General features: G+C 59.2%; 22 protein-coding genes. 19 read left to right on the forward strand and 3 right to left on the reverse strand.

Annotated features, from left to right (window positions below; translation table 11 throughout):
- The first annotated feature begins 32 nt into the window (after positions 1 to 32).
- The 5 genes from ACM6JM_RS23250 (at position 33) to ACM6JM_RS23270 (ending at position 8494) form a co-directional block, all read left to right on the forward strand.
- On the forward strand, positions 33 to 476 hold the full coding sequence (locus tag ACM6JM_RS23250) for a MarR family winged helix-turn-helix transcriptional regulator (protein WP_039769905.1): 444 nt from the start codon (positions 33 to 35) through the stop codon (positions 474 to 476).
- Between the two features lie 196 nt (positions 477 to 672).
- Entirely contained in the window at positions 673 to 2022 is a 1350-nt protein-coding gene (locus ACM6JM_RS23255; protein ID WP_039769903.1) for an NCS2 family permease, read from the forward strand.
- Positions 2023 to 2109: 87 nt separating this feature from the next.
- Entirely contained in the window at positions 2110 to 2739 is a 630-nt protein-coding gene (locus tag ACM6JM_RS23260) for a LysE family translocator (protein WP_039769902.1), read from the forward strand.
- Positions 2740 to 2935: 196 nt separating this feature from the next.
- Positions 2936 to 6613 carry a calcium-binding protein gene (locus ACM6JM_RS23265; RefSeq protein WP_414882577.1) on the forward strand — a complete coding sequence of 1226 codons (3678 nt, stop codon included), beginning with the start codon at positions 2936 to 2938 and terminating at the stop codon, positions 6611 to 6613.
- Between the two features lie 483 nt (positions 6614 to 7096).
- A complete protein-coding gene (locus ACM6JM_RS23270) occupies positions 7097 to 8494 on the forward strand; it encodes a hypothetical protein (protein WP_414882578.1) in 1398 nt (465 codons plus the stop codon).
- A 131-nt stretch (positions 8495 to 8625) separates the two neighbouring features.
- Here ACM6JM_RS23270 and uraH read toward each other — a convergent pair whose 3' ends face one another.
- Positions 8626 to 8979 (reverse strand): hydroxyisourate hydrolase, encoded by a 354-nt coding sequence (uraH, locus tag ACM6JM_RS23275; RefSeq protein ID WP_011333195.1) that lies wholly within the window; start codon positions 8977 to 8979, stop codon positions 8626 to 8628.
- Positions 8980 to 9408: 429 nt separating this feature from the next.
- On the opposite strand from uraH, the gene puuE reads away from it, so the two are divergent.
- The 8 genes from puuE to ACM6JM_RS23315 all read left to right on the forward strand — a co-directional run bounded on the left by puuE (position 9409) and on the right by ACM6JM_RS23315 (position 17501).
- A complete protein-coding gene (gene puuE / locus ACM6JM_RS23280; RefSeq protein ID WP_039769896.1) occupies positions 9409 to 10335 on the forward strand; it encodes an allantoinase PuuE in 927 nt (308 codons plus the stop codon).
- Positions 10332 to 10847, forward strand: coding sequence for a 2-oxo-4-hydroxy-4-carboxy-5-ureidoimidazoline decarboxylase (gene uraD / locus ACM6JM_RS23285; RefSeq protein WP_039769895.1), 516 nt, complete (start codon positions 10332 to 10334; stop codon positions 10845 to 10847). The genes puuE and uraD overlap by 4 nt, the downstream gene beginning before the upstream one ends.
- Positions 10848 to 10937: 90 nt before the next feature.
- A complete protein-coding gene (gene alc, locus ACM6JM_RS23290; RefSeq protein WP_007960036.1) occupies positions 10938 to 11933 on the forward strand; it encodes an allantoicase in 996 nt (331 codons plus the stop codon).
- A gap of 141 nt (positions 11934 to 12074) precedes the next feature.
- Positions 12075 to 12578, forward strand: a complete 504-nt coding sequence (locus tag ACM6JM_RS23295; RefSeq protein ID WP_414882579.1) for an ureidoglycolate lyase — start codon at positions 12075 to 12077, stop codon at positions 12576 to 12578.
- Positions 12579 to 12629: 51 nt separating this feature from the next.
- Complete coding sequence (locus tag ACM6JM_RS23300) at positions 12630 to 13943, forward strand: urate hydroxylase PuuD (RefSeq protein ID WP_074687595.1); 1314 nt, start codon at positions 12630 to 12632, stop codon at positions 13941 to 13943.
- A 169-nt stretch (positions 13944 to 14112) separates the two neighbouring features.
- Complete coding sequence (locus ACM6JM_RS23305) at positions 14113 to 15471, forward strand: nucleobase:cation symporter-2 family protein (RefSeq protein WP_039769891.1); 1359 nt, start codon at positions 14113 to 14115, stop codon at positions 15469 to 15471.
- A gap of 86 nt (positions 15472 to 15557) precedes the next feature.
- Positions 15558 to 16343: an outer membrane protein OmpK gene (locus tag ACM6JM_RS23310; protein ID WP_039769889.1), complete on the forward strand. Its 786-nt coding sequence runs from the start codon at positions 15558 to 15560 to the stop codon at positions 16341 to 16343.
- 372 nt (positions 16344 to 16715) lie between these two features.
- Positions 16716 to 17501: an outer membrane protein OmpK gene (locus ACM6JM_RS23315; protein WP_103387058.1), complete on the forward strand. Its 786-nt coding sequence runs from the start codon at positions 16716 to 16718 to the stop codon at positions 17499 to 17501.
- 114 nt (positions 17502 to 17615) lie between these two features.
- On the opposite strand, the gene ACM6JM_RS23320 is transcribed toward ACM6JM_RS23315, so the two are convergent.
- Positions 17616 to 18788, reverse strand: coding sequence for a patatin-like phospholipase family protein (locus tag ACM6JM_RS23320; RefSeq protein ID WP_039769886.1), 1173 nt, complete (start codon positions 18786 to 18788; stop codon positions 17616 to 17618).
- Between the two features lie 36 nt (positions 18789 to 18824).
- Positions 18825 to 19757, reverse strand: coding sequence for a lipid A biosynthesis lauroyl acyltransferase (locus ACM6JM_RS23325; protein ID WP_414882580.1), 933 nt, complete (start codon positions 19755 to 19757; stop codon positions 18825 to 18827).
- A 117-nt stretch (positions 19758 to 19874) separates the two neighbouring features.
- Between ACM6JM_RS23325 and minC the strand changes: the two genes are divergently transcribed.
- From minC to ACM6JM_RS23355, 6 genes are all read left to right on the forward strand, one after another.
- Positions 19875 to 20612 (forward strand): septum site-determining protein MinC, encoded by a 738-nt coding sequence (gene minC / locus ACM6JM_RS23330; RefSeq protein ID WP_039769884.1) that lies wholly within the window; start codon positions 19875 to 19877, stop codon positions 20610 to 20612.
- Between the two features lie 169 nt (positions 20613 to 20781).
- The gene (gene minD / locus ACM6JM_RS23335) at positions 20782 to 21594 is read left to right on the forward strand and encodes a septum site-determining protein MinD (RefSeq protein WP_039769880.1); all 813 of its coding nucleotides are present in this window, start codon (positions 20782 to 20784) and stop codon (positions 21592 to 21594) included.
- Positions 21594 to 21848: a cell division topological specificity factor MinE gene (gene minE / locus ACM6JM_RS23340; protein ID WP_007960071.1), complete on the forward strand. Its 255-nt coding sequence runs from the start codon at positions 21594 to 21596 to the stop codon at positions 21846 to 21848. The genes minD and minE overlap by 1 nt, the downstream gene beginning before the upstream one ends.
- Before the next feature lie 91 nt (positions 21849 to 21939).
- On the forward strand, positions 21940 to 22575 hold the full coding sequence (locus tag ACM6JM_RS23345) for an RluA family pseudouridine synthase (RefSeq protein ID WP_039769876.1): 636 nt from the start codon (positions 21940 to 21942) through the stop codon (positions 22573 to 22575).
- A gap of 46 nt (positions 22576 to 22621) precedes the next feature.
- Positions 22622 to 23722 (forward strand): hypothetical protein, encoded by a 1101-nt coding sequence (locus ACM6JM_RS23350; RefSeq protein ID WP_414882581.1) that lies wholly within the window; start codon positions 22622 to 22624, stop codon positions 23720 to 23722.
- A 76-nt stretch (positions 23723 to 23798) separates the two neighbouring features.
- Positions 23799 to 25088, forward strand: coding sequence for a M18 family aminopeptidase (locus ACM6JM_RS23355; protein WP_414882582.1), 1290 nt, complete (start codon positions 23799 to 23801; stop codon positions 25086 to 25088).
- Positions 25089 to 25119: the final 31 nt, after the last annotated feature.

Raw genomic sequence — 25119 nt, forward strand, 5'->3', positions numbered from 1 at the left:
GAAATTACGACACCCTCCCTGGAAACGTCAATATGCTTGACCTTAAAAACTGCGCCAGCCAGCAACAAGCCATGGAAGCATTTTTCTTCGGTTACCAGGCGTTCACCGCCAAAGCCGATGAGATGCTCGAACGTCGGGGCTTGTCCCGAGTGCATCAACGCATTGTGTTTTTCATCGCCCGCTATCCGAACCTGAGCGTCAAGGAGTTGCTCGCGCTGCTCGGCGTCAGCAAGCAGGCGCTGAACATGCCGTTGCGGCAATTGCAGGAAATGCACCTGGTGAACAGCGTGGCGTCCGAGACCGATAAACGTAAACGCCTGCTGGAGCTGACCGTCGAAGGTGCGAAATTTGAACAGGCGCTGCGTCGTGAACAGGTGAAATTGCTCGAGCGCGTCTTTGCCGAAGCCGGCGAAACGGCGGTCAACGGCTGGCTGGCGGTCAATCTGGCGCTGGGAACCAATCGCCCAACCGAGTGATATAGCTCGATCACCAGTCTTTTCGTCTACAAAACCAAAAACAATATTTGCTTTATTTGTACACAAAAGCATAATCCACAGCGTGCGAGTTCCTGACCGCATGGTCAACAAATTCGCGTATGCCTCAAAGGGCCGCTGCCACCCCTCATGGGTCCGGTCCTGGAAATAACAATAAAACTCTTGAGGAGTACTCGCTGTGGAAAGCCGCAAATCCGAAGCATCGACGCTGGAACTCTCGCCGCCGTTACGCACTGGCCTGCTTGAGCGCATCTTCAAACTCAGCTTGCATGGCACCACGGTGAAGACCGAGCTGATTGCCGGTCTGACAACCTTCATCACCATGGCCTACATCATCTTCGTCAACCCGAACATCATGGCCGATGCCGGGATCGATCACGGTGCAGCCTTCGTCGCCACCTGTATCGCCGCCGCGCTGGGCTGCCTGCTGATGGGCCTCTACGCCAACTGGCCGGTGGGCCTGGCGCCAGGCATGGGCCTCAACGCGTTCTTCACCTACACCGTGGTCGGCACCATGGGCTACAACTGGGAAACCGCCCTCGGCGCGGTGTTCGTCTCGGGCGTGCTGTTCATGATCCTGACCTTTTCGCGGATCCGCGAATGGCTGCTCAACAGCATCCCGGTCAGCCTGCGCTATGCGATGGGCGCCGGTGTGGGTCTGTTCCTCGGGCTGATCGGCCTGAAAACCGCCGGCATCGTCGTCGATAGTCCGGCGACTCTGATCAAGCTCGGCTCGCTGCGTGAACCCGGCCCGCTGCTCGCCGCCATCTGCTTCCTGATGATCGCGATCCTCAGCTACCACAAAGTATTCGGCGCGATCCTCATCAGCATCATCACTGTGACCCTCGCGGGCTGGGGGATTGGTCTGGTGCACTACGAGGGCATCATGTCCGCCCCGCCAAGCCTGGCGCCAACCTTCATGGCCATGAACGTCGCCGGCGTCTTCAACGTCAGCATGATCAGCGTGGTACTGGCCTTCCTCTTCGTACACATGTTCGACACCGCCGGCACCCTGATGGGCGTCGCCCAGCGCGCCAATCTGGTGAACGCTGACGGGCGTATCGAAAACCTCTCCCGCGCGATGAAAGCCGACTCCGCCTCCAGCGTTTTCGGCGCGGTCGTCGGTGTTCCGCCGGTCACCAGCTACGTGGAAAGTGCCGCCGGTGTAGCGGCTGGTGGTCGGACTGGTCTTACCGCCGTCACCGTGGGTGTGCTATTTATAGCCGCGATGTTCTTTGCACCGCTGGCCGGCATGATTCCCGCCTATGCCACCGCCGGCGCACTGATTTACGTAGCGATGCTGATGATGGGCGGCATGGCGCACATCGAATGGGACGAAGCGACCGACAGCATTCCGGCCATCGTCACCGCGATCATGATGCCGCTGACCTTCTCGGTCGCCGACGGTATCGCGCTGGGCTTCATTACCTATGTCGCGCTGAAGGCCGGCACCGGTAAATACAAAGAGATCTCCGTCAGCCTGTGGGTGCTCTGCGCGATTTTCATCGCCAAGTTCATCTTCCTGTAAGCGCTACGCGGTTCACGCTTCAAAACAGCCTCACCCCACCGGGTGGGGCTTTTGCACATTCTTGATAACCATAAAAAGGAGCAAGTGATGAGTCTGGAAACCTGGCTGCTGTTCAGTGGCGCTGCGCTGGTGGTGATCCTGATTCCGGGGCCGCTGTCGTTGCTGATGATCAGCAACAGTCTGAATTACGGCCTGCGTCGTTCGTACCCGGCGTTCCTTGGCGGCGTGTTCGCCTCGATCTGCCTGCTCAGTGCCTCGGCGCTGGGGCTGGGCGCCCTGTTGCTGGCGTCCGAAAAACTGTTCAGCGCCCTGAAAATCATCGGCGCGATCTACCTGTTCTACCTCGCCTGGCAGAGCTGGCAGCAATCGCGCCAGCCGTCGGTGGGGGCCGAAGTGCCTCAGGCCGCACCGGTTCCGAAATTCCGCGCATTGTTCAGCCGGGCCTTCGTGCTGGGCGCGAGCAATCCGAAAGACATTTTGTTTTTCGCCGCATTTCTGCCGCAATTCCTCAGCGCTGAACAGCCGTTCCTGCCGCAACTGCTGGTGATGATCGCCACCTGGACGTTGCTCGACCTGCTGTGCAAATTGACCTACGGCCTCGGTGCCCATGGCGCCGCGCGTTATCTGCGCAGCGGCAAGGGGCAGAGCTGGTTCAATCGGGTCAGTGCCGGACTGTTCGGAGGCGCTGGAGCTGCTTCACTGTTGAGCGGGCACTGAATAACGTAGTGATCGATAATGCCATCCAGGACCATAAATTGAATTTCTGGATGGCAGCAAAGAACGACGGTTGATTCGAGTACAACAACTCAAGCCATCTGCAACACACCGCAATAGCCTGCGGATATACAAAATTGAATTTCTTTAACTACCATGGAGCAGCAAATACATAACCACGCAAGAACAAGGATGTTCTATGGCAACGCTAATACTCGACTCCACCATCAACCATAATTCAGTAGACATTTCGGACATTGAACTAACTTCCTACCCCAAACCCACCTCCACGATTGATTTTGAAGAACACCAAAGCAATACCGGGAAACCTTCTGAATCAAAACGCAAAACATCAGAGTTGAAAGTTGTCGACCAAGTATATGGTCCTCTTCGGATCGGCAACTTCTACATAACCCGAAGATCTCTCGACGCATTGGGTGCCACCCTTGACGGCCAAGTTCTGGATGGAAAAAACACTTTTTTCCGCACTCCAAGTAGAAAGTTCATCGATGGTTTGCAGTTTGATCCAGTTAAAATCAACGCTCGCATGAAAACGTCCGTCAGCGATGATGATTACTCGCTGACTGCGCTGCTGTTTGAAATTGCCAGCCGACGACCGCTGACGTCGCCCACCTTGCTGAATAACGATATCGATACCCACTCCGACACCGATGGTTATCTGACCAAGTTGAAGCAACTTCTAGTCTCGGCACAGAAACTGGACATTCGACATGCGCATATGTCCGAGCCCCTTCCTAAATGGGCAAACCGTACCGCAAGCCGCACCATGGCCGGCACCGGCATTGGCCTCCAGGCGTTTGGTATCTACAGTGGACTTTGCGGGCTCCAGGATGCAGTGAAAAACAAGGATTCCTACGGGATCATCTTCAACAGCGCTGCCTATACAGCAGATATCACTTCGATTGCAGTGGACCTGGCGGTCACTCACAAAGCCACCCAGATGCTCAAGGCCGGACAAAGCGCCTACAAGGGCTTCGCACACACCAGCTTTGCATTGAAACTGGGCCGGGGGGGCGGCTTGATCGGCGGAGCCTTGACCCTCCCTTTCGATATCATCAGCGCGGTGGATTCATTCAATGCAGCAGCCAAAGCCACGGGTAAAGAGGCTGTCAATCATTACGTAAACGCTGGCTTGAGTGTGACCAGCGCGGCGATGACCGTACTGCTGGGCACCGCGGCTCTGGCCGGTTTTTCCTCTGCCGGCCCTATAGGGCTGGTGGCTGGCCTGCTGCTGGTCGCCGGTTCGCGTATCTGGGCGGCCATCAACGTGGTCGATGACATCGACGATTACATCACCCTGACAACCGAAGAACGATTGCGCACAGGCTGGTTTGCATTCTGGGGAATCAGCCCGGATGAAAGCGTCGAAAATCGCCATATCATTGCCAGGGCCGCCGCTCAACATGCCCGGCAGCTGCAAGCCTCCGCCAGAAAATTGCTCGACGAAGATCTGAAAGACCATACCGAGGCTGTCATCAACGGCAGATTTCACGTCGAAGTCGAGTCGATTCAGATCCCCACCTACCACTCGACCCCGGAAAACCCGCAGTACAAAACCATCAAGCGCCCTAGAATCGTCGATGACAACGACACTATCGATGCACGTGCCGGCGTCACGGAAAAGACCAAAGGCTCCGTCCTCGGAGCGTCATCGGAACTCAAGAACATTCTTTGGTTTCTCGGTGGCGGTTTCGACACCGTGCAGGGAGTGACAAATAAACCCAACAACTTCTATTACAGGCTGGGTCCGAAGTTTCTGGACGGAGGCAAACAGGATGACGAATTCGTCTTTGAGGGGGCCGCCGATCTGCTGCAAACAAAAGACCATTCCGGCCTGATCGGCGAACTGGATGGAGGCGCGGGAAGCGACAGCCTGAAACTGACCGGAACGTTTCCTGCCGGACACGAAGAGCGCTTTGGCTACAAAATCGATCTGAAGCAAGGCGAGATGTTTGTAAAGGTCGAACCGGATAAAGCAGACGGACTGATTCTGCACAGCATGCTGCGCAATATCGAGAACATCGACACCCTTGCAGGATCGAACAACGAGGTGATCGGTACCGACGGGCCAAACATCATCAAGGCTCGTGGCAAGGATCATGTCGATGCCGGAGCCGGCGATGACCAGATCTACGTGCTCAGCCCCTTTGCATCAATTCGTGGCGGCCCCGGCAAAGACACTTATGCGCTTTCCCATTTACCCGGCAACGTAGTAATTCACGAGGAAGGTACAGACGAGAGTTTCATCGTGCTGGACTGGCGATCGGATCTGATTGAAAGCTGGGAAATCAAAAATGCAGACTTGATCGTCACTTCGGGGTTCGATCTCGATGACGACAAAAAAAGATACGTGCGCCTGACCAATCTTTACGACTGGACTGACAATCGAACACAAAAATTGAGGGGGGGAAAGCTGACGTTCATCACCAGGGATGGCTTCCGCTGGATACCTGAACTCCCGGAAATCATTATTGACTCGCAATACGCGCCTGCTTCACAGATTCAGGTTTCCATGTTGCAGCAAGGCACGCGCGAGCTCCCGGCCATCCTCCACTCCTCGGACATTACCGTCCCTCAGGATAAAAACACCCACTATTGGATTTCACGAAACAACCAGCACACCACTCTGACGGTCACAGAACAAAAGAACAGTTTTCTGACCACTGTGTACCTTGATTTCTCCAGCGTGGAACTTTCGAATGTCCTGGCGACTTACAACATCGAAGTCCTCGCGGAAGGTGAACTCAAAAACATCATGTACAGGAATTGCAACCTGAAGCTTTTTTTCGGTGAGAAAAGCCTGTCGATCAACAATCTTGCCAGCTCCTGGTGGCGCAGCCCTGGACGGATAAACAATGGCCTGACCCGCCCTCTCATGATGCTCAACCACTCATTCGTACTGATCCTGAACGATGGGGTTTCTTATCGCCTGCACGTGCCTCCCATCGCGGACGACCATCTATCGAATTACGGTATCGGTCATTCGCAAAGGGCGAAGGCGATAACCCTGACACCTCGCGAAGGAGAGCATCTCTATTTGCGTCCCCTCGACAATACCCCACACCCGCTGGGCGACCAGGCACGGTGTGTCAGGTTCTCGCTCCCGACCGCCCAGACCGCCATCGAAACGCTGAGCGGAAATGGATCGACCTATCTCGTTCACCTCAGCAATGACATGTCCTTGCGCCTGTCCACTCCCGGTGCCATGGCCTCGGCGACTGAACGGCTCGCCTTCTCCTCGACCTGGGAGCTGGACGCGACAGCTTTGGGTCACGTCGACATTGCGCTCTCCAACAATCAGTTACTGATCGGGAAATGCACCGTGCATCTGCCTGAATACGACAACAGCGAGGATCTGGTGGATCAGATACGTGTGATCACGGCTTCGGGGATTGTGCATGCAGTCGATCTGATCTTTGAGGCCATCTATATAGAATCGATCGATGCCAGGTTCTTCATCCCCCCCAACGATCCCGACACACCTCTGCCTGCCGAATGGTCCACCGCGACGAGCGCTCAACTCCCCGTGCGCAATATATCGATGAAAGACGGCACACCGGGAGCGCTCTCATATCACCTGAGTCAACGTCGCTGGGTATTGGATACCGATGTTTCCCGCCTTGTGGACGTCGACGACCTGAAGACGATCAACCACTGTACCCATCAGATGAATGTGTTCGAAGTGGTAGCAAAGATTGCCCTCGATTACTCCCCTCCGATCAGCGCCCAGGGTCTGCACACGCTTCGAGCGCAATGCGCGAAGCTGAGGGGAGATCTGTCCCTTGATGACGCGACAAGGCTGGAGCGAGCGAAGAACCTGGCCTGGCTTCTGGCCGGACAATCCAGCGTCAATTGAAGGCTTTGCCTCCATCAGTGTGCAGCGTTCATGACAGACCGGCCGGGGGGGCGCGACCTCCGGCCGTTTCGGGTCAGTCATTGGCGCTGACGTCACTGGAAAGATCCGGCATCACGAATGCGTGCGCATAGACATATGTATTACCCGGAACGGGTCTGGGCTGACGATCATTTCCCCTCAATGATCCGCACTGTCGGTCTTCCAATCGCCTCGTTCATTTCAAGAGCACATCCATCAATGAGCCCCAAACGCCCTATCCGCGCCAAAGACACAGCCTCCCACGACAGTCCTCCGACTTCACGCATTCCGGCACCGGATCTGCTTCCGGGACCCCGCATTCATGCGGACGGCCACAATGCACTGCCTTTGCCTGACCATCGCTCGGACCGCTCCGTGCACTTGCCGGAGCCTCAGCCACCTACGGTCGAGATCATTGACCTGCCCGGCGATACGCAGATAACGCGACTGAATGTAGAGCCCCCCATGTCCACCTATTTTCTGGCTCCCCGACTTGTCGACCGCCTGCCGCAGCCCGACGTACAAACCGGGCTGCGCTCATCCGGACGTTATCACTATGTTGACCTGATCGACGGTGCAACGGTTCTGGTCGGTACGGATACGCAGAACCGGATACGGGCACGCCTACCCAACGAACTCATCGCTTCCGGCCCGCTTCTGGAGCGTATCGAAGGCACTGTTCAGTGGCGCCAGGTCCAGGCGCAGAGCGGTACTGGTGCGGAACCCTCGCAACTGATCCTCACTCGCCATCTCCAGGATGAATCGCCTGCCATTCCGGAAAAACGGGCGCGCCGTGAAGAAGACATTGGACCAGAGAGCGAAGGAACGCCTGCCGTTGAAAAAGACGATGCAACGGCAACAGTTCCTCGTTCACCCGCGCCGCTACCCGATGCTCCAATCGACCACTGGGAGCAGTGGGCGATCGACGCACCGCCCGGAACAACCCACGATATACAGATCAATGGCAAACGATACATGGTGTTGCCTCAAGGGCCTGCAGAGGACACACCCATTGTTTACATCACCAACCCCACACACCTGATTCACAACTATTCATCACTGGAAAGGGTTCTCGCTTCGGACCTGTTGCAACAGCCTCGCGGTGCAATCCGCGTACCTCCCGCCGGTCACTGGGAGATCGATCCCACACTGCCCTTCCTGCAACCGCTTGCAGGTTATGTTGCCGTGCATTTTCCGGAGTTGTCGGCCACCTGCCTGCAGCAGGTGGCAAAGCGTCAGTTCGAACTTGCCAATGGCTCCGACAGGATAACCGGCACCGGACTGACTCTCTTGCGCCAAACCTTCAACGACTGGAAAGCCGGCAACACCTACCCGCGAGCCGAGCTTGCGGACCCGTTATTGATGCTGCCCTCGATGATCACCCTCGAGCCGGAAAACGCGCGCTTCATGGCGCTGCCGCTACCTGATGGAGAGGGGTCGCTGCAACGCCTCGATTTCGATCCCAATCGATTCAAACTGGAATGGAGTCACTTCATGCCCAGTCAATCGGGCCAGGACTTGAAACGTTTCACTGCGGCACTGCTGAAACGCAACGGCTACAACGTCTTCGACATCAGCCCTTCGACGTCATTTCCCGCCGTCGTATTCAATCGGCCAGGACATGATTTTCTGTTCTTTTTGAGCCTGCACCGCATCAGAGGTCAAAAGATCCATCTCCCCTTGAATCTCGACCCGAAGAGCTGGGGTGTCCCTCTGGGCGAACAGGTCGGCACATCGGCGGCACAGGCAGTCATTCAGGCAAATGCCGAAAAAAGGGTCGTCTGGCTCAGAGGAGGACCGCAAACGCTGGCGACTTATCCGCAAACTTTCGTGATTGTCAGGGACGAAAATTCCAGACTCTAAAATGAAACTTCGTCAGACCAAAGGCCAGCCTGCGGCGAATTTCAAGCAAAAAAAGCCCGCAGTGTGAGCGGGCGAAAGACCAAAGAAGCTATATGCGCAGTCGCTTCCCGGTGGGGGCAGCTGCTTGGGGGTCAGCTGCCCCGATAGGTGGAATAGCTGTAAGGCGAGATCAGCAACGGCACGTGGTAGTGATCCTGTTCGGCAGAGATGCCGAACCGCAGCACCACCACGTCCAGAAATGCCGGCTCCGGCAACTGGACGCCACGGGCGCGGTAGTAATCGCCGGCGTGGAACTGAACCTGATAGACACCGGTACGGTAGTCATCGCCTTGCAGCAGCGGCGCATCGACCCGGCCATCGCTGTTGGTAAGCGCACTGGCGACCAATTCCAGGTGCGAACCTTCAACGCGGTACAGCTCGACCTTGATCGAGCTGCCCGGGCAACCGTGTGCAGCGTCCAAAACGTGTGTTGTCAAACGTCCCATTGATTCTGCGCGCCTGCCTGCGTGGAGCAGTCAGACCTCGCGCCTCCCGAAGTCAGTTGAAAAGGAGACCGCACCGTTTCGGAGCACGAAAAGCTGCGGCGAGCGACTGATTAAGACACTTTTCAAAAAAATTGTACACAATAAAAACGACATTTTTCCTCCCGCCCCCAGCCTCCGCCGATTTTCCGCTGCTCAGCCCTCGAACCATGCATTCATTGAACCTCTGATCCATTAGCTGACTGATCAGGCAGATTTCTTGCAGGCTCTCACCGTTATCAGCAAAAGAGGACGGCCGGTGAAAAATGCGAAAATTCAGGCTTACAAATTGAGAATAAAGTTGTATACAATCAGCCCATCGCTGTGACGCCAGCTGCCATCCCATCTTCAAGGCGCCACACAATCTGTCAACGAATAAGAAGGAAGACTGCAGTGAGCGCTGACTACCCACGCGACCTGATCGGTTACGGCAGTAACCCTCCTCACCCACACTGGCCGGGCAATGCCCGGATCGCCCTGTCCTTCGTACTCAATTACGAAGAAGGTGGCGAGCGCAACATCCTGCATGGCGACAAAGAATCGGAAGCCTTCCTCTCGGAAATGGTCGCGGCCCAGCCTCTGCAAGGCGCGCGCAACATGAGCATGGAATCGCTTTACGAGTATGGCAGCCGTGCCGGCGTCTGGCGGATCCTGAAACTGTTCAAGGAATTCGACATTCCGCTGACCATCTTCGCCGTGGCCATGGCCGCCCAGCGTCACCCGGACGTGATCCGCGCGATGGTCGAGGCCGGTCACGAGATCTGCAGCCACGGCTACCGCTGGATCGACTACCAGTACATGGACGAGGCGCAGGAACGCGAGCACATGCTCGAAGCGATCCGCATCCTCACCGAACTCACCGGCGAGCGCCCGCTGGGCTGGTACACCGGTCGCACCGGCCCGAACACCCGCCGTCTGGTGATGGAAGAAGGCGGTTTCCTCTACGACTGCGACACCTACGACGACGACCTGCCCTATTGGGAACCGAACAACCCGACCGGCAAGCCGCACCTGGTGATCCCATACACCCTGGACACCAACGACATGCGCTTCACCCAGGTCCAGGGTTTCAACAAGGGCGACGATTTCTTCGAATACCTCAAAGATGCGTTCGACGTGCTTTATGCCGAAGGCGCCGAAGCGCCGAAGATGCTGTCGATCGGTCTGCACTGCCGTCTGATCGGCCGTCCGGCGCGTCTGGCTTCGCTCAAGCGCTTTATCGAATACGCTAAAAGTCATGAACAGGTGTGGTTCAGCCGCCGCGTCGACATCGCGCGTCACTGGCACGAAACCCACCCGTACCAAGGGGCTGCCAAATGAGCACCTTTCAAACCCTGAAACCGTCGACCCTGAGCCGCGACGCCTTCGTCAAAGCCTTCGCCGACATCTACGAACATTCGCCATGGGTGGCCGAGAAGGCCTTCGACCTGGGCCAGGACGCATCGATCGACCAGATCGAAACCCTGCACCAGCGCATGAGCGACATCCTGTTGAGCGCCGATCACGCCAGCCAGCTGGCACTGATCAACGCTCACCCGGACCTGGCCGGCAAAGCTGCCGTCCAGGGCGAGTTGACCGAAGCCAGCACCCATGAACAGGCTGGCGCCGGTATTCACCAATGCACGGCCGAAGAGTTCCAGCGCTTCACCGAGCTGAACGACGCCTACAAGGCCAAGTTCAAGTTTCCCTTCATCATGGCGGTAAAAGGCAGCAACCGGCATCAGATCCTCGCGGCGTTCGAAACGCGCATTCACAACCCGGTCGACACCGAGTTCAAATGCGCGCTGGCGGAGATCAACAAGATCGCCCTGTTCCGATTACTGACTCTCTAGCGAGCCTGGCCCGAGAAACCTCTAGAACGCTTGTGTTTCCCAGGGCCCTGCAAGCATCCCAAGCCACTTATTTAAAGGCAGACAAGAAGAATGAAAGCTTACGCCGTACCTTTCGAGAAGTTCGTCAACCTGGCCGATGCCCGCCTGGGCACCAAAATCATCTCGGTCACCGATGACTGGTTCGCAGACGCCAATCGTCTGTTTCAGCCGACCCCGGCCGTGTGGAAGGAGGGCGTGTTCGATGACAACGGCAAGTGGATGGACGGCTGGGAGTCGCGCCGCAAGCGCTTCGAAGGCTACGACAGCGCGGTGATCCGCCTGGGCGTACCGGGTTCGATCAAAGGCGTGGACATCGACACTTCATTCTTCACCGGAAACTTCCCGCCATCGGCCTCGCTGGAAGCCTGCTTCCTGGCGTCGGGCGAGCCTGACGAAAACACCCAGTGGACTGAAGTGCTGTCGGCCGTCGAACTGCAAGGCAACAGCCACCACTATCACGAAATCAGCAACGACAAGGCGTTCAGCCACCTGCGCTTCAACATCTACCCGGATGGCGGCGTGGCCCGTCTGCGCGTGTACGGCATTCCGTTCCGCGACTGGTCGGCTGTTGGCGACAACGAGCAAGTGGACCTGGCAGCAGCCCTCAACGGTGGCCGCGCCCTCGCCTGCTCCGACGAACACTTCGGCCGCATGAGCAACATCCTCAACCCGGGCCGTGGCATCAACATGGGCGACGGCTGGGAAACCGCACGTCGTCGTACCCCGGGCAATGACTGGGTGATCGTCGCGCTGGGCCACCCGGGCGAGATCGAAAAAATCATCGTCGACACCCTGCACTTCAAGGGCAACTACCCGGACACCTGCTCGATCCAGGGCGCGTTCGTCAAGGGCGGCACCGACAGCCAGATCGAAACCCAGTCGCTGTTCTGGCGCGAACTGCTGCCAAGCCAGAAGCTGGAGATGCACGCCGAACACACCTTCGTCGAGCAGATCAAGGCACTGGGCCCGATCACCCACATCCGTCTGAACGTGTTCCCGGATGGTGGTGTGAGCCGCCTGCGCGTTCTCGGCAAGGTCGCTAAATAACACCGCAATGATCGTTCCCACGCTCTGCGTGGGAATGCATCACTGGACGCTCTGCGTCCGCTTTGGATGTGACGCGGAGCGTCACGGGCTGCATTCCCACGCGGAGCGTGGGAACGATCACTCAACGAAAAGAAGAACAGCATGCGCATACTGACGATTGAACCGCTGACCAAAGAAGCCTTCGCCCCTTTCGGTGACGTGATCGAAACCGACGGCAGCGATCACTTCATGATCAACAACGGTTCGACCATGCGCTTCCACAAACTGGCGACGGTCGAAACCGCGACGCCTGAGGACAACGCGATCATCAGCATCTTCCGCGCCGACGCGCAGGACATGCCGCTGACCGTCAGCATGCTGGAACGCCATCCGCTGGGCAGCCAGGCTTTCATTCCGCTGCTCGGCAACCCCTTTCTGATCGTGGTCGCGCCACTTGGCGATGTACCTGTATCAGGCTTGGTCCGCGCCTTCGTCACCAACGGCAGGCAGGGCATCAATTACCATCGCGGCGTCTGGCACCACCCGGTGCTGACGATCGAAAAGCGGGATGACTTCCTGGTGGTTGATCGCAGTGGCACAGGCAACAACTGCGATGAGCATTTTTTCAAAGAGGATGAGCGTTTGATCCTCGCCCCCCACCAATAAGAGAAGGTCCGATCACTCGACAACAAGAGTGACGGGCGAGAGGTAAAGACTGTGGAAGCACATCTGTTGGAATGGCTGAACCTGAGCGTGCGCTGGGTTCACATGATCACTGGCGTGGCCTGGATCGGCGCGTCGTTCTACTTCGTCTGGCTGGAGAACAACCTCAACCGCGTCAACCCGAAAACCGGTCTTGCCGGTGATCTGTGGGCGATCCACGGCGGCGGTATCTATCACCTGGAAAAATACAAACTGGCCCCTCCGTCGATGCCGGAGAACCTGCACTGGTTCAAATGGGAAGCCTACTTCACCTGGATGTCGGGGATCGCGCTGCTGTGCGTGGTGTTCTACTCCAACCCCGTGCTCTACCTCGTGGCACCCGGCAGCGGCCTGACCGGCCCTGAAGGCGTGGCCATCGGCATCGGTTCGCTGATCGCCGGCTGGTTCATCTACGACTTCCTCTGCGACTCGCCTCTGGGCAAAAAACCTGCCCTGCTCGGCTTCATCCTGTTCGTGCTGATCATCGGCGCGGCGTATGGCTTCAGCAAGGTGTTCAGCGGTCGTGGTGCGTACCTGCACGTCGGCGCGATCATCGGCACCATCATGGTCGGCAACGTGTTCCGCATCATCATGCCGGCCCAGCGCGCCCTGGTCGCCGCGATCGCCGAGAACCGCACGCCGGATCCGGCCCTGCCGGCCAAAGGCCTGCTGCGTTCGCGTCACAACAACTACTTCACCCTGCCGGTGCTGTTCATCATGATCAGCAACCACTTCCCGAGCACCTACGGCAGCCAGTACAACTGGCTGATCCTGGCCGGGATTGCGGTGTTGGCGGTGTTGGTGCGTCACTACTTCAACACCCGTCACGACAGCCACAAGTTTGCCTGGACCCTGCCGGTTGCAGCGGTGGGCATGATCAGTCTGGCGTACGTCACCGGCCCGGCGCCGATGTCGACCGCTCCGGACGTGGCCAAGGCGCCTGCGAAAATCGAGTACCAGCCGCTGCCGGAAACGGCTTTGGGTGGTGGCGCGAAACCGGCTGAAGCTGCGCAACCGGCCGCCCCTGCTGCACCTGCCGCCGCTCCCGCTCAGGCGTCCAACGCCGGCCCTGCGTTCGACAAGGTGCACACGGTGATCCAGGAACGCTGCGCGGTCTGCCACTCGGCCAAACCGACCAGCCCGCTGTTCAGCGCTGCACCGGCCGGTGTGATGTTCGACACCCCCGAGCAGATCCGCCAGAACGCGGCGCGGATCCAGGCGCAAGCCATCACCACGCAGATCATGCCACTGGGCAACATCACGCAGATGACCCAGCAGGAACGTGACCTGATCGGTGCATGGATCGCCCAGGGAGCCCAGACCAACTAAGCAGTAAAAGCATCGCTGGCAAGCCAGCTCCCACAGGGTTTTGCACTGCCTGTGCGGGAGCTGGCTTGCCAGCGATTAGCCGCCACGCGGTTTACCTGATGCAAAGAAACAGCTGTGAGCAACCCGGCAGCTGTTCAATCACAAGAATAAAAAAGATCCGAGGTGTTGCATGTCCGAGCTGTCCAAAGCGCGCATCCCCGACGCACCCGCCATTCAGCGTTTGCCCCTTTTGCAACTGATCCTGGTCGGTTTGCAACATGTACTGCTGATGTACGGCGGCGCCATCGCGGTACCGCTGATCATCGGACAGGCCGCTGGCCTGAGTCGTGAAGAAATCGCCTTCCTGATCAACGCCGACCTGCTGGTCGCCGGCATCGCCACCATTGTGCAGTCCCTGGGGATCGGCCCGATGGGCATCCGCATGCCGGTGATGATGGGCGCCAGTTTCGCCGCCGTCGGTAGCATGGTCGCCATGGCCGGCATGCCCGGCATCGGTCTGCAGGGAATCTTCGGCGCGACCATCGCCGCCGGGTTCTTCGGCATGCTCATCGCGCCATTCATGTCCAGGGTCGTACGCTTCTTCCCTCCGCTGGTGACCGGCACGGTCATCACCTCGATCGGTCTGTCGCTGTTTCCCGTGGCCGTGAACTGGGCCGGTGGCGGCGCCGCCGCTGCGCAATTCGGTTCACCGATTTACCTGGCCATCGCCGCACTGGTGCTGGCCACCATTCTGTTGATCCACCGCTTCATGCGCGGTTTCTGGGTCAACATTTCCGTGCTGATCGGCATGTGCCTGGGCTACGTGCTCTGCGGCGCCATCGGCATGGTTGACCTGAGCGGCATGGCCAACGCGCCGTGGGTTCAGTTCGTCACCCCGCTGCATTTCGGCATGCCGAAGTTCGAACTGGCACCGATCCTGTCGATGTGTCTGGTGGTGGTGATCATCTTCGTCGAGTCCACCGGGATGTTCCTCGCGCTGGGCAAGATCACCGGTCAGGAAGTCTGCCCGCGCATGCTGCGTCGCGGCCTGCTGTGTGATGCCGGTGCGTCGTTCTTCGCCGGATTCTTCAACACCTTCACCCACTCCTCCTTCGCGCAGAACATCGGCCTGGTGCAGATGACCGGCGTGCGCTGCCGCTCGGTGACCATCGTCGCCGGCGGTCTGCTGATCGTCCTGAGCCTGCTGCCCAAAGCCGCGTTCCTGGTGGCGTCGATTCCACCAGCGGTACTGGGTGGCGCGGCGATTGCGATGTTCGGCATGGTCGCGGCCACCGGCATCAAGATTCTGCAAGAGGCCGACATCGGCGACCGGCGCAATCAATTGCTGGTGGCGGTGAGCATCGGCATGGGCCTGATCCCAGTGGTGCGTCCGGAATTCTTCGCCCACCTGCCATTGTGGATGAGCCCGATCACCCACAGCGGGATCGCCATGGCCACCCTCAGCGCGCTGACGCTGAACCTGTTGTTCAACATCCTCGGTGGCGCCGAACGCGCCGCGATCAACGACTGCCACGCACACCCGCACTGATCCGAAGAGTAAAAAAGGGGGCTCGCCCAAGCCTGCCCCCTCGCGACAGCTTTGCCTCAAACAATAAAAACAAGAGGGAGCAACAGATGATCCGGACTCAAACCAGCGTGTTGTTGGGCGGCGGCCTGCTGGCCGCCTCGCAAGCCATGGCCGGCGATTTACTGCTATGGCAGACCAACAGCCTGAGCTACCTGTACGGCAAGAATTTCGCGATCAACCCGTCAATCCAGCAGACGGTGACGTTCGAGCACGCTGACAAGTGGAAGTACGGCGACAACTTCCTGTTCATCGACAAGATTTTCTACAACGGCCAGGAAGACCGCAACAAAGGGCCCCATGCGTTCTACGGCGAATTCAGCCCGCGCCTGTCGTTCGGCAAGATCTTCGACAAAAAGCTGGAATTCGGCCCGATCAAGGACTTACTGCTGGCCATGACCTACGAGTACGGCGAAGGCGACAGCGAGGCCTACCTGATCGGCCCCGGCTTCGACCTCAAGGTGCCGGGCTTCAACTATTTCACCCTGAACTTCTACCGCCGCCAGACCGAAGGCCCGCGCCCCGGCGACGGCGTCTGGCAGATCACCCCCGGCTGGTCCTACAGCATTCCCGTGGGCAATTCCGACCTGTTGATCGACGGCTATCTGGACTGGGTGGTCGACAACGATCAGAACTCGCGCGGCACCTATCACGCCAACCTGCACATCAACCCGCAGATCAAATACGACCTGGGCAAAGCCCTCGGCTGGGGTGAAAAGCAGGTGTACGTCGGCACCGAATACAGCTACTGGAAAAACAAATACGGCGTCGAAAGCACCCACAGTTTCGACACCAACCAGAACACCGCCAGCCTGCTGGTCAAGGTGCACTTCTAAGATGGCCCGCAACCGTGCCCCCTACCTGTCGTCGGTGCTCTGTTGCGGGGCACTTGAGGCCTGGCCGTTGAGTCAGTATTCTCCGCGGCCTCCTGAATTCGGTCTAAAAAAAAGCCCGAATTTAATTCCTGACCGAAAAGCCAGCTTATCCAGGCTTCGGTCAGTACCGAGGCATCCCGAAAACACGCTCAATCGACTGTTTTTCAGCAGCCGACGGGCTTTTTTTTGCTTTTCGAAAAGCCTTGGCTCAGCTCTTGCTAACAGCATGAAAGCTGACCGGATGGATGACTTTTGCAGCAATGAAAAAAGGCGCCACACCAGAGCGCCGACTCAAAAAAATAAACGTGGAACACCTACTTTGGGAGCAACCGAATGAAACGTATGTGCACCAGCCTGATGCTTGCGGGATCGCTGCTGGCAGGGGGTCAGGCCATGGCCGACGGCCTGCTGCAATGGCAGAACAACAGTCTGACCTACCTCTATGGCAAGGACTTCCAGGTCAACCCGCGCATTCAGCAGACCGTCACCTTCGAGCACGCCGATGCCTGGAAGTACGGCGACAACTTCGTGTTCGTCGACAAGATCTTCTACAACGGCAAGGATGACGGCGGTGTGGGTTCGAACACCTACTACGGCGAAATCAGCCCGCGTCTGTCGTTCGGCAAGATCTTCGATCAGAAACTGGCTTTCGGTCCGGTCACCGACGTACTGCTGGCCATGACCTACGAATTCGGTGAAGGTGATACCGAGTCATACCTGATCGGTCCAGGCTTTGACCTGGCGATCCCGGGCTTCGACTACTTCCAGCTGAACTTCTACCAGCGCCACACCGAAGGCTCCCGCGCCGGTGACAACGTCTGGCAGATCACCCCGGTCTGGTCCTACACGATTCCGGTCGGCGACTCGAACATCCTGATTGACGGCTTCATGGACTGGGTGGTCGACAACGACTCCAACTCCAAAGGCGATTACCACGCCAACCTGCACTTCAACCCACAGGTCAAATACGACCTGGGCAAAGCGCTGAACATTGGCGAGAAGCAGTTGTATGTGGGTGTCGAGTACGACTACTGGTCGGACAAGTACGGGATCAAGGACAGCCAGTATTTCAAGACCGATCAGAGCACCACGAGCTTCCTGGTGAAGTTCCACTTCTGATCCGGCGGCGTCCTCACGGGCGCCTTCGCGAGCAGGCTCGCTCTCACATTGGCTCTGTGCACGACACAAATCCCTGTGGGAGCTGGCTTGCCAGCGATTGCTGCACAACAAAACTCAGGCCGGAACCAGCGACTCGCCAATCCCGAGAAACCGGCACAGTTCATCGCGCTTGGCCAAGGCATCGCGCCTGCCCAGATCGATCAATTCGCTGCAATACCCCGCCTCGAACAGCAAGTAACTCAACACCCCTGCCCCGCTCGTTTTGGTCGCCCCCGGCCCACGCAGAAACAGACGCAACGCCGCGGGCAATTCCTGGCGATGCCGCGCCGCAATTTCATCGATCGGCTGGCTGGGTGAAATCACCAGAACGTCCACCGGCGCCACACCCAACGCGCGGGTCGGCGTGCCTTCGGGCATCAGATGACTGAACTGGTTGAGACGCTGAAGCAGCTCGATATCGCTTTCCAGGCTATCAATGAAGGTGCTGTTGAGCATGTGCCCGCCGATCTGCGCCAGCGTCGGTTGCTGCCCGGTGTAAGCACGCTCCAGCGGTTGCGCCGGATCGAAACCGCGCGGGTTGCCGCTGACGCCCACCACCAGCACCCGGCTCGCGCCCAGGTGCAGCGCCGGGCTGATCGGTGCCGATTGCCGCACCGCGCCATCGCCGAAATATTCATCGCCGATCTTCACTGGCGCGAACAACAGCGGGATCGCCGAACTGGCCAGCAAGTGCTCCACCGATAACTGCGTCGGCACACCGATGCGCCGATGACGCAACCAGGAATCGATGGTCCCGCCGCCCTGATAGAAGGTCACGGCTTGCCCGGACTCGTAGCCGAACGCCGTCACTGCCACCGCGTGCAATTGCTTGCGCGCGATGGACTCGGCGATGCCGGGCAGGTGCAGTTTTTCGTTGAGAAGATGACGCAGCGGCGAGCTGTCGAGCAGCGCTACCGGCAGCTGCCGGCCCATGCCCAGCAGGCTGTGACTGACAAAACGACTGGCCTGACGGATCACCCCCGGCCAGTCGCTGCGCAACACGCGATGGCTGCGAAAGCCTTGCCAGAACAGCGTCAGGCGTTCGATGGCCGCGCGAAAATCCGTCGCACCGCTGGCCAGGCTGACCGCGTTGATCGCCCCGGCGGAGGTGCCGACGATCACCGGAAACGGATTGTCCGCCCCCAGCGGCAACAATTCAGCAATCGCCGCCAGCACCCCCACCTGATACGCCGCCCGAGCCCCGCCGCCGGAAAGAATCAAACCTGTGACCGGTTCAGCTGGGCTCATCGCAACGCTCCGTGGTGCTTGTGGGGATGGGTCGAATCAACCGCGTTTGGCGTACAGCTTCGGCTCGCCCGGTGGCCGGCTCTTGAAACGCCGGTGTGCCCACAGGTATTGCTCGGGGCACTCCCGCAACACGCCTTCGACCCACTGATTGATGCGGATGCAATCTTCTTCTTCGGTCTCGCCCGGGAAACCTTCCAGCGGCGGATGAATCACCAGACGATAACCGCTGCCGTCGACCAGACGCTCCTGAGTGAACGGCACCACCAGTGCCTTGCCCAGACGGGCGAACTTGCTGGTGGCAGTCACGGTGGCGGCCTGAATGCCGAACAACGGCACGAAGATGCTCTGCTTGGCGCCGTAGTCCTGATCCGGTGCGTACCAGATTGCCCGGCCTGCGCGCAGCAGCTTGAGCATGCCGCGCACGTCGTCACGCTCCACCGCCAGCGAATCAAGATTGTGCCGCTCGCGGCCCTGACGCTGGACGAAGTCGAACAGCGGGTTCTTGTGTTCGCGGTACATGCCGTCGATGGTGTGCTGCTGGCCGAGCAGCGCCGCGCCGATTTCCAGGGTGGTGAAATGCACCGCCATCAGAATCACGCCCTTGCCTTCGCGCTGGGCCTTTTGCAAATGCTCCAGGCCTTCGACGTGGGCCAGTTTCGCCAGACGCTGACGCGACCACCACCAGCTCATCGCCATCTCAAAAAAAGCGATGCCGGTGGAGGCGAAGTTTTCCTTGAGCAGACGCTTGCGCTCGGCGGCGGACTTTTCCGGGAAACAGAGTTCCAGATTGCGCTTGGCGATGCGCCGTCGGTCGCCGGCGAAGCGATACATCAGGGCACCGAGAAAACGACCGATGGCCAGCAATGCCGGATACGGCAGCTGCACGATCAGCCACAACAGCCCGAGGCCGCACCAGAGCGGCCAGAAGCGTGGGGCAAGAAATGCTTTTCGAAAACGCGGGCGATCCATTAAAGCTTCCGTAAATACAGTGGCCGCGCATTCTACATCGTTCGACCCGGCTTGCGGCCTGCGGGCGTTCTCGTTATAAGTCTCGGCACTTTTAGTGACAAGCCGTTGTATGCCGACATGAGCCAAACCGAACCGAAAGACCAAGATCCCGTGTTCCAGCTGAAGGGCAGCATGCTCGCCATTACAGTGCTGGAGCTGTCCCGCAACGACCTGGACAGCCTCGATCGGCAATTGGCCGCCAAAGTCGCCCAGGCACCGAATTTCTTCAGCAACGCGCCGCTGGTTCTGGCGCTGGACAAACTGCCGCCAAGCGAAGGCGCCGTCGATCTGCCGGGCCTGATGCGCGTGTGCCGTCAGCACGGCCTGCGCACCCTGGCGATCCGCGCCAGCCGCATCGAAGACATCGCTGCCGCCATCGCCATCGACATCCCGGTGCTGCCGCCGTCCGGCGCCCGCGAACGACCGCTGGAAGCAGCCGAACCCGTCGCCCCGAAGAAGCCGGAAAAGCCGTCGGAGCCGGCCGTCAAACCGACCCGCGTCATCACCACGCCAGTACGTGGTGGCCAACAGATATATGCGCAAGGTGGCGATCTGGTGGTGGTTTCCTCGGTCAGCCCGGGGGCGGAACTTCTCGCCGATGGCAACATCCATGTATACGGCCCGATGCGCGGTCGTGCGCTGGCCGGGGTCAAGGGCGACACCAAGGCGCGGATTTTCTGTCAGCAATTGAGCGCTGAACTGATCTCCATCGCAGGCCATTACAAGGTTTCCGAAGACCTGCGTCGCGATCCGATGTGGGGTTCGGGCGTACAGGTCAGCCTGTCGGGCGACGTGTTGAACATCATTCGGCTTTAACGGATACTGCCGCATTTTCCAAGCATCTCTAAAACGTAGCGAAAACGGCTCAAACGAAGTAGGAAAAAGGCCAAAAGCCGGATTCCAGCCAAGGCTGTCCGACTGCAGTAGTTTTCTAGAGATGTTTTTCAGGGGCTGAACAGTCCTTCTTCCTTAGGGGTGAAACACCTTGGCCAAGATTCTCGTGGTTACATCCGGCAAGGGTGGTGTGGGTAAGACCACCACCAGCGCCGCTATCGGTACCGGCCTCGCTCTGCGCGGCCACAAAACAGTGATCGTCGACTTCGACGTGGGCTTGCGTAACCTCGACCTGATCATGGGTTGCGAGCGCCGCGTGGTGTATGACTTCGTCAACGTCGTGAACGGCGAAGCCAACCTGCAACAGGCCCTGATCAAAGACAAACGCCTGGAAAACCTCTATGTACTGGCCGCCAGCCAGACCCGCGACAAAGACGCGCTGACCGTCGAAGGCGTGGAAAAAGTCCTGATGGAGCTCAAGGAACAATTCGACTTCGTCGTCTGCGACTCCCCGGCGGGTATTGAGAAAGGCGCGCACCTGGCCATGTACTTCGCTGACGAAGCGATCGTCGTGACCAACCCGGAAGTCTCCTCGGTACGTGACTCGGACCGCATGCTCGGCCTGCTGGCCAGCAAGTCCCGTCGCGCCGAACGCGGCGAAGAGCCGATCCAGGAACACCTGCTGATCACCCGCTATCACCCGGAGCGCGTCGAAAAAGGCGAAATGCTCGGCGTCGAAGACGTCAAGGAAATCCTCGCCGTACGCCTGCTGGGCGTCATCCCGGAATCCCAGGCCGTACTCAAGGCCTCCAACCAGGGCGTACCTGTGATCCTCGATGATCAAAGCGACGCCGGCCAGGCCTACAGCGATACCGTTGATCGCCTGCTGGGCAAGGAAAAAGAACACCGGTTCCTGAATGTCGAGAAGAAGGGATTCTTCGAGCGTCTGTTTGGAGGTAGGTAATGAACCTTTTTGACTTCTTTCGTGCCAACAAAAAGCCAAGTACCGCCTCGGTCGCGAAAGAGCGTCTACAGATCATCGTGGCGCATGAACGCGGCCAGCGCAGCACCCCGGACTACCTGCCCTCCTTGCAGAAGGAACTGGTGGAAGTGATCCGCAAGTACGTCAACATCGGCAACGACGACGTGCACGTGGCACTGGAGAGCCAGGGCAGCTGCTCGATTCTGGAACTCAACATCACCCTGCCAGACCGCTGAGTCGATCCGGCAGGAACGACGGCGGCTCAGGGCTCCTCCGACACCGGAGGGGCCCTGAGCCGCCGTTGGCATTTGTTACGAGGCTGTTTTAATGCCGTTGTCCAACGTCCAAATCATTCATCAGGACGCCGCCGTTCTGGTGGTGAACAAACCGACCCTGTTGCTCTCCGTCCCCGGCCGGGCCGATGACAACAAGGACTGCCTGATCACCCGTCTGCAGGAAAACGGCTACCCGGAAGCACGCATCGTCCATCGCCTGGACTGGGAAACCTCGGGGATCATTCTGCTGGCCCGCGACGCCGACACCCACCGCGAACTGTCGCGCCAGTTTCACGATCGTGAAACAGAGAAAGCCTACACTGCGCTCTGCTGGGGTCAGCCGGAACTGGACAGCGGCAGCATCGATCTGCCGTTGCGCTACGACCCGCCGACCAAACCGCGCCACGTGGTCGATCACGAACACGGCAAGCACGCCCTGACCTTCTGGCGTGTGCTGGAGCGCTGCGGCGACTGGTGCCGCGTCGAACTGACACCAATCACTGGTCGTTCGCACCAGTTGCGGGTGCACATGCTGTCGATCGGTCATCCGTTGCTCGGTGACGGCCTCTACGCCCACGAGCAAGCCCTGGCTGCCTGGCCACGCCTGTGCCTGCACGCGAGCATGCTCAGCTTCACCCATCCCCAGTCCGGCGAGCGCTTGCGCTTCGAATGCCCGGCACCGTTTTAAGCACTGTTGGACCGACAGCTGCCCGATTTATAGGATTTTGTTCCGGATGAGTTGTACTGATTCCCTTGCAACACCCGTCAAGAAGACCCGTCATCAACTGCTCTACCTGATTTACGGCAATCAGGATGTCTACCGGCGCGAAGCCAAGTTCAGCATCCTGACCGTCCTGTCCCAGGCCAAGAACGGCAAACGCCCGGCGATCAGGATTCTCACCGACCGGCCGCAAGACTACGAAGGCTGGCCAGTCGACACCGTACTGCTCGACGAAGCGACCCTGACCCGTTGGCAAGGACAGAACGGTTACCACCACCGGCGCAAGGCCTGCGCGATTGCCGCCGGTTTGCAACTGGCCGAGAAAACCCTGTTCGTCGACACCGACACACTGTTCACCAGCCACCCGAACAGCTTGTTCCAATACATCGATGCAAATCGGTCGGTGATGGATCGCTTCGAATACGACTGGAAAGACGTCTTCGAACGGCCGGACTACCTGAAGCTCGCTCGCGACCTCAGTGTCCACGGTGTTTCCCCACAGAACGGTTTCAAGCTCTACAACAGCGGCCTGTGCGGTATCACCGACCGCGACTCGGCATTGTTCGAAGAGTCGATCAGGCTGATCGACGAGTGGACGGCCGGCGGGTTCGAGATTCACACCATCGAGCAGATCGCGCTGTCCTACGCAATGCGCGAACGGTCGGTGGTGGAAGCGCGCAAACACATCTACCACTACTTCGCGGAAAAACGCTTCTTCCACGCGATGCAGGCGTTTTTCTTCGCCCAGCACGGCGAGAAATTCAGCCAGCGACTGGTGGACCTGTGTGCCGATGTGCCGCGCGTCAAACCCTTTCCGTCCGCCTGGCAGCGTCTGAAGATCAAGTGGAAGCTGCGCAACCAGAGCGGCGCCATGCGCAAGGTGGGTCGGGATCTGTTGTACGGCAGCGCCGCGCCGGATCACCCGTACTACAGCGCCTGTCGTCATGAGTGGTGGGAATGCGCCTCGCGGGAGATTCTGCGCTGGGACGAGAGCCGTCAGAAAAAGCTTCTGGAACAGAGTCGCTGGCCAAAGCAGCTGCCCCGTCCGGACAAGCCTGAAGACGAAAAAGTGATCATGAACTACCTGAAAAAACGCGTGGCCGCCGCTCGTTGACGCGAGCGGCACATGTCATGTCCCAAGCATCAGGCCGATGCGTTAAACTCCCGCCCATTGCTGTCTGGAGCTTCTTATGCGCGAAGAGTTGAACCAAGGCCTGATCGACTTCCTCAAGGCCTCCCCTACCCCGTTCCACGCCACCGCCAGCCTTGTTCAACGCCTTGAGGCCGCCGGTTATGTGCGCCTCGACGAGCGCGAAACCTGGCACACCGAAGCCAATGGTCGTTACTACGTCACCCGTAACGATTCCTCGATTGTCGCGATCAAGATGGGCCGCAACTCGCCGCTGCACGACGGCATCCGTCTGGTCGGCGCCCACACCGACAGCCCGTGCCTGCGGGTCAAGCCACAACCTGAATTGCAGCGCCAGGGCTTCTGGCAGCTCGGCGTCGAAGTCTACGGCGGCGCGCTGCTGGCGCCGTGGTTCGACCGCGACCTGTCACTGGCCGGCCGCGTCACCTTCCGCCGCGACGGCAAGGTTGAAAGCCAGCTGATCGACTTCAAGGCCCCGATCGCGATCATTCCCAACCTGGCCATTCACCTCAACCGTGAAGCCAATCAGGGCTGGGCCATCAACGCCCAGACCGAGCTGCCGCCGATTCTCGCGCAGTTCGCCGGTGACGAGCGCGTGGATTTCCGCGCGGTGCTCACCGATCAACTGGCTCGCGAACACGGCCTCAACGCCGACGTGGTACTGGATTACGAGCTGAGTTTCTACGACACCCAAAGCGCTGCGGTCATCGGCCTGCATGGCGACTTCATCGCCGGCGCGCGCCTGGACAACCTGCTGTCGTGTTACGCCGGCCTGCAAGCCCTGCTGACCGCCGACACCGAAGAAACCTGCGTGCTGGTGTGCAACGACCACGAAGAAGTCGGTTCCTGCTCGGCCTGCGGCGCCGACGGCCCGATGCTGGAACAGACCCTGCGCCGCCTGCTGCCGGAAGGTGACGAATTCGTACGCACCATCCAGAAATCCCTGCTGGTCTCGGCCGACAACGCCCACGGCGTACACCCGAACTACGCCGACAAGCACGACGCCAACCACGGCCCGAAACTCAACGCCGGCCCGGTGATCAAGGTCAACAGCAACCAGCGCTACGCCACCAACAGCGAAACCGCCGGGTTCTTCCGCCATCTGTGCATGGCCGAAGAAGTGCCGGTGCAAAGCTTCGTGGTGCGCAGCGACATGGGCTGCGGCTCGACCATCGGCCCGATCACCGCCAGCCACCTGGGCGTGCGCACCGTGGACATCGGCCTGCCGACGTTCGCCATGCACTCGATCCGCGAACTGTGCGGCAGCCACGACCTGGCACACCTGGTCAAAGTGCTGAGCGCGTTCTACGCCAGTCGCGAACTGCCATAGGAAACAGCCGGGATCGCAGCGTCGCGCTGCG

It is taken from the genome of Pseudomonas sp. IT-P2, assembly GCF_949767575.1.
GTDB lineage: Bacteria > Pseudomonadota > Gammaproteobacteria > Pseudomonadales > Pseudomonadaceae > Aquipseudomonas > Aquipseudomonas pharyngis.

Bases quoted from the DNA above. Each gene is read 5' to 3' on its own strand.
- ACM6JM_RS23250 (WP_039769905.1), top strand. From the start codon at position 33: ATGCTTGACCTTAAAAACTGCGCCAGCCAGCAACAAGCCATGGAAGCA.
- ACM6JM_RS23260 (WP_039769902.1), top strand. From the start codon at position 2,110: ATGAGTCTGGAAACCTGGCTGCTGTTCAGTGGCGCTGCGCTGGTGGTG.
- ACM6JM_RS23265 (WP_414882577.1), top strand. From the start codon at position 2,936: ATGGCAACGCTAATACTCGACTCCACCATCAACCATAATTCAGTAGAC.
- ACM6JM_RS23270 (WP_414882578.1), top strand. From the start codon at position 7,097: ATGTCCACCTATTTTCTGGCTCCCCGACTTGTCGACCGCCTGCCGCAG.
- uraH (WP_011333195.1), bottom strand. From the start codon at position 8,979: ATGGGACGTTTGACAACACACGTTTTGGACGCTGCACACGGTTGCCCG.
- uraD (WP_039769895.1), top strand. From the start codon at position 10,332: ATGAGCACCTTTCAAACCCTGAAACCGTCGACCCTGAGCCGCGACGCC.
- alc (WP_007960036.1), top strand. From the start codon at position 10,938: ATGAAAGCTTACGCCGTACCTTTCGAGAAGTTCGTCAACCTGGCCGAT.
- ACM6JM_RS23295 (WP_414882579.1), top strand. From the start codon at position 12,075: ATGCGCATACTGACGATTGAACCGCTGACCAAAGAAGCCTTCGCCCCT.
- ACM6JM_RS23305 (WP_039769891.1), top strand. From the start codon at position 14,113: ATGTCCGAGCTGTCCAAAGCGCGCATCCCCGACGCACCCGCCATTCAG.
- ACM6JM_RS23310 (WP_039769889.1), top strand. From the start codon at position 15,558: ATGATCCGGACTCAAACCAGCGTGTTGTTGGGCGGCGGCCTGCTGGCC.
- ACM6JM_RS23315 (WP_103387058.1), top strand. From the start codon at position 16,716: ATGAAACGTATGTGCACCAGCCTGATGCTTGCGGGATCGCTGCTGGCA.
- ACM6JM_RS23320 (WP_039769886.1), bottom strand. From the start codon at position 18,788: ATGAGCCCAGCTGAACCGGTCACAGGTTTGATTCTTTCCGGCGGCGGG.
- ACM6JM_RS23325 (WP_414882580.1), bottom strand. From the start codon at position 19,757: ATGGATCGCCCGCGTTTTCGAAAAGCATTTCTTGCCCCACGCTTCTGG.
- minC (WP_039769884.1), top strand. From the start codon at position 19,875: ATGAGCCAAACCGAACCGAAAGACCAAGATCCCGTGTTCCAGCTGAAG.
- minE (WP_007960071.1), top strand. From the start codon at position 21,594: ATGAACCTTTTTGACTTCTTTCGTGCCAACAAAAAGCCAAGTACCGCC.
- ACM6JM_RS23345 (WP_039769876.1), top strand. From the start codon at position 21,940: ATGCCGTTGTCCAACGTCCAAATCATTCATCAGGACGCCGCCGTTCTG.
- ACM6JM_RS23350 (WP_414882581.1), top strand. From the start codon at position 22,622: ATGAGTTGTACTGATTCCCTTGCAACACCCGTCAAGAAGACCCGTCAT.
- ACM6JM_RS23355 (WP_414882582.1), top strand. From the start codon at position 23,799: ATGCGCGAAGAGTTGAACCAAGGCCTGATCGACTTCCTCAAGGCCTCC.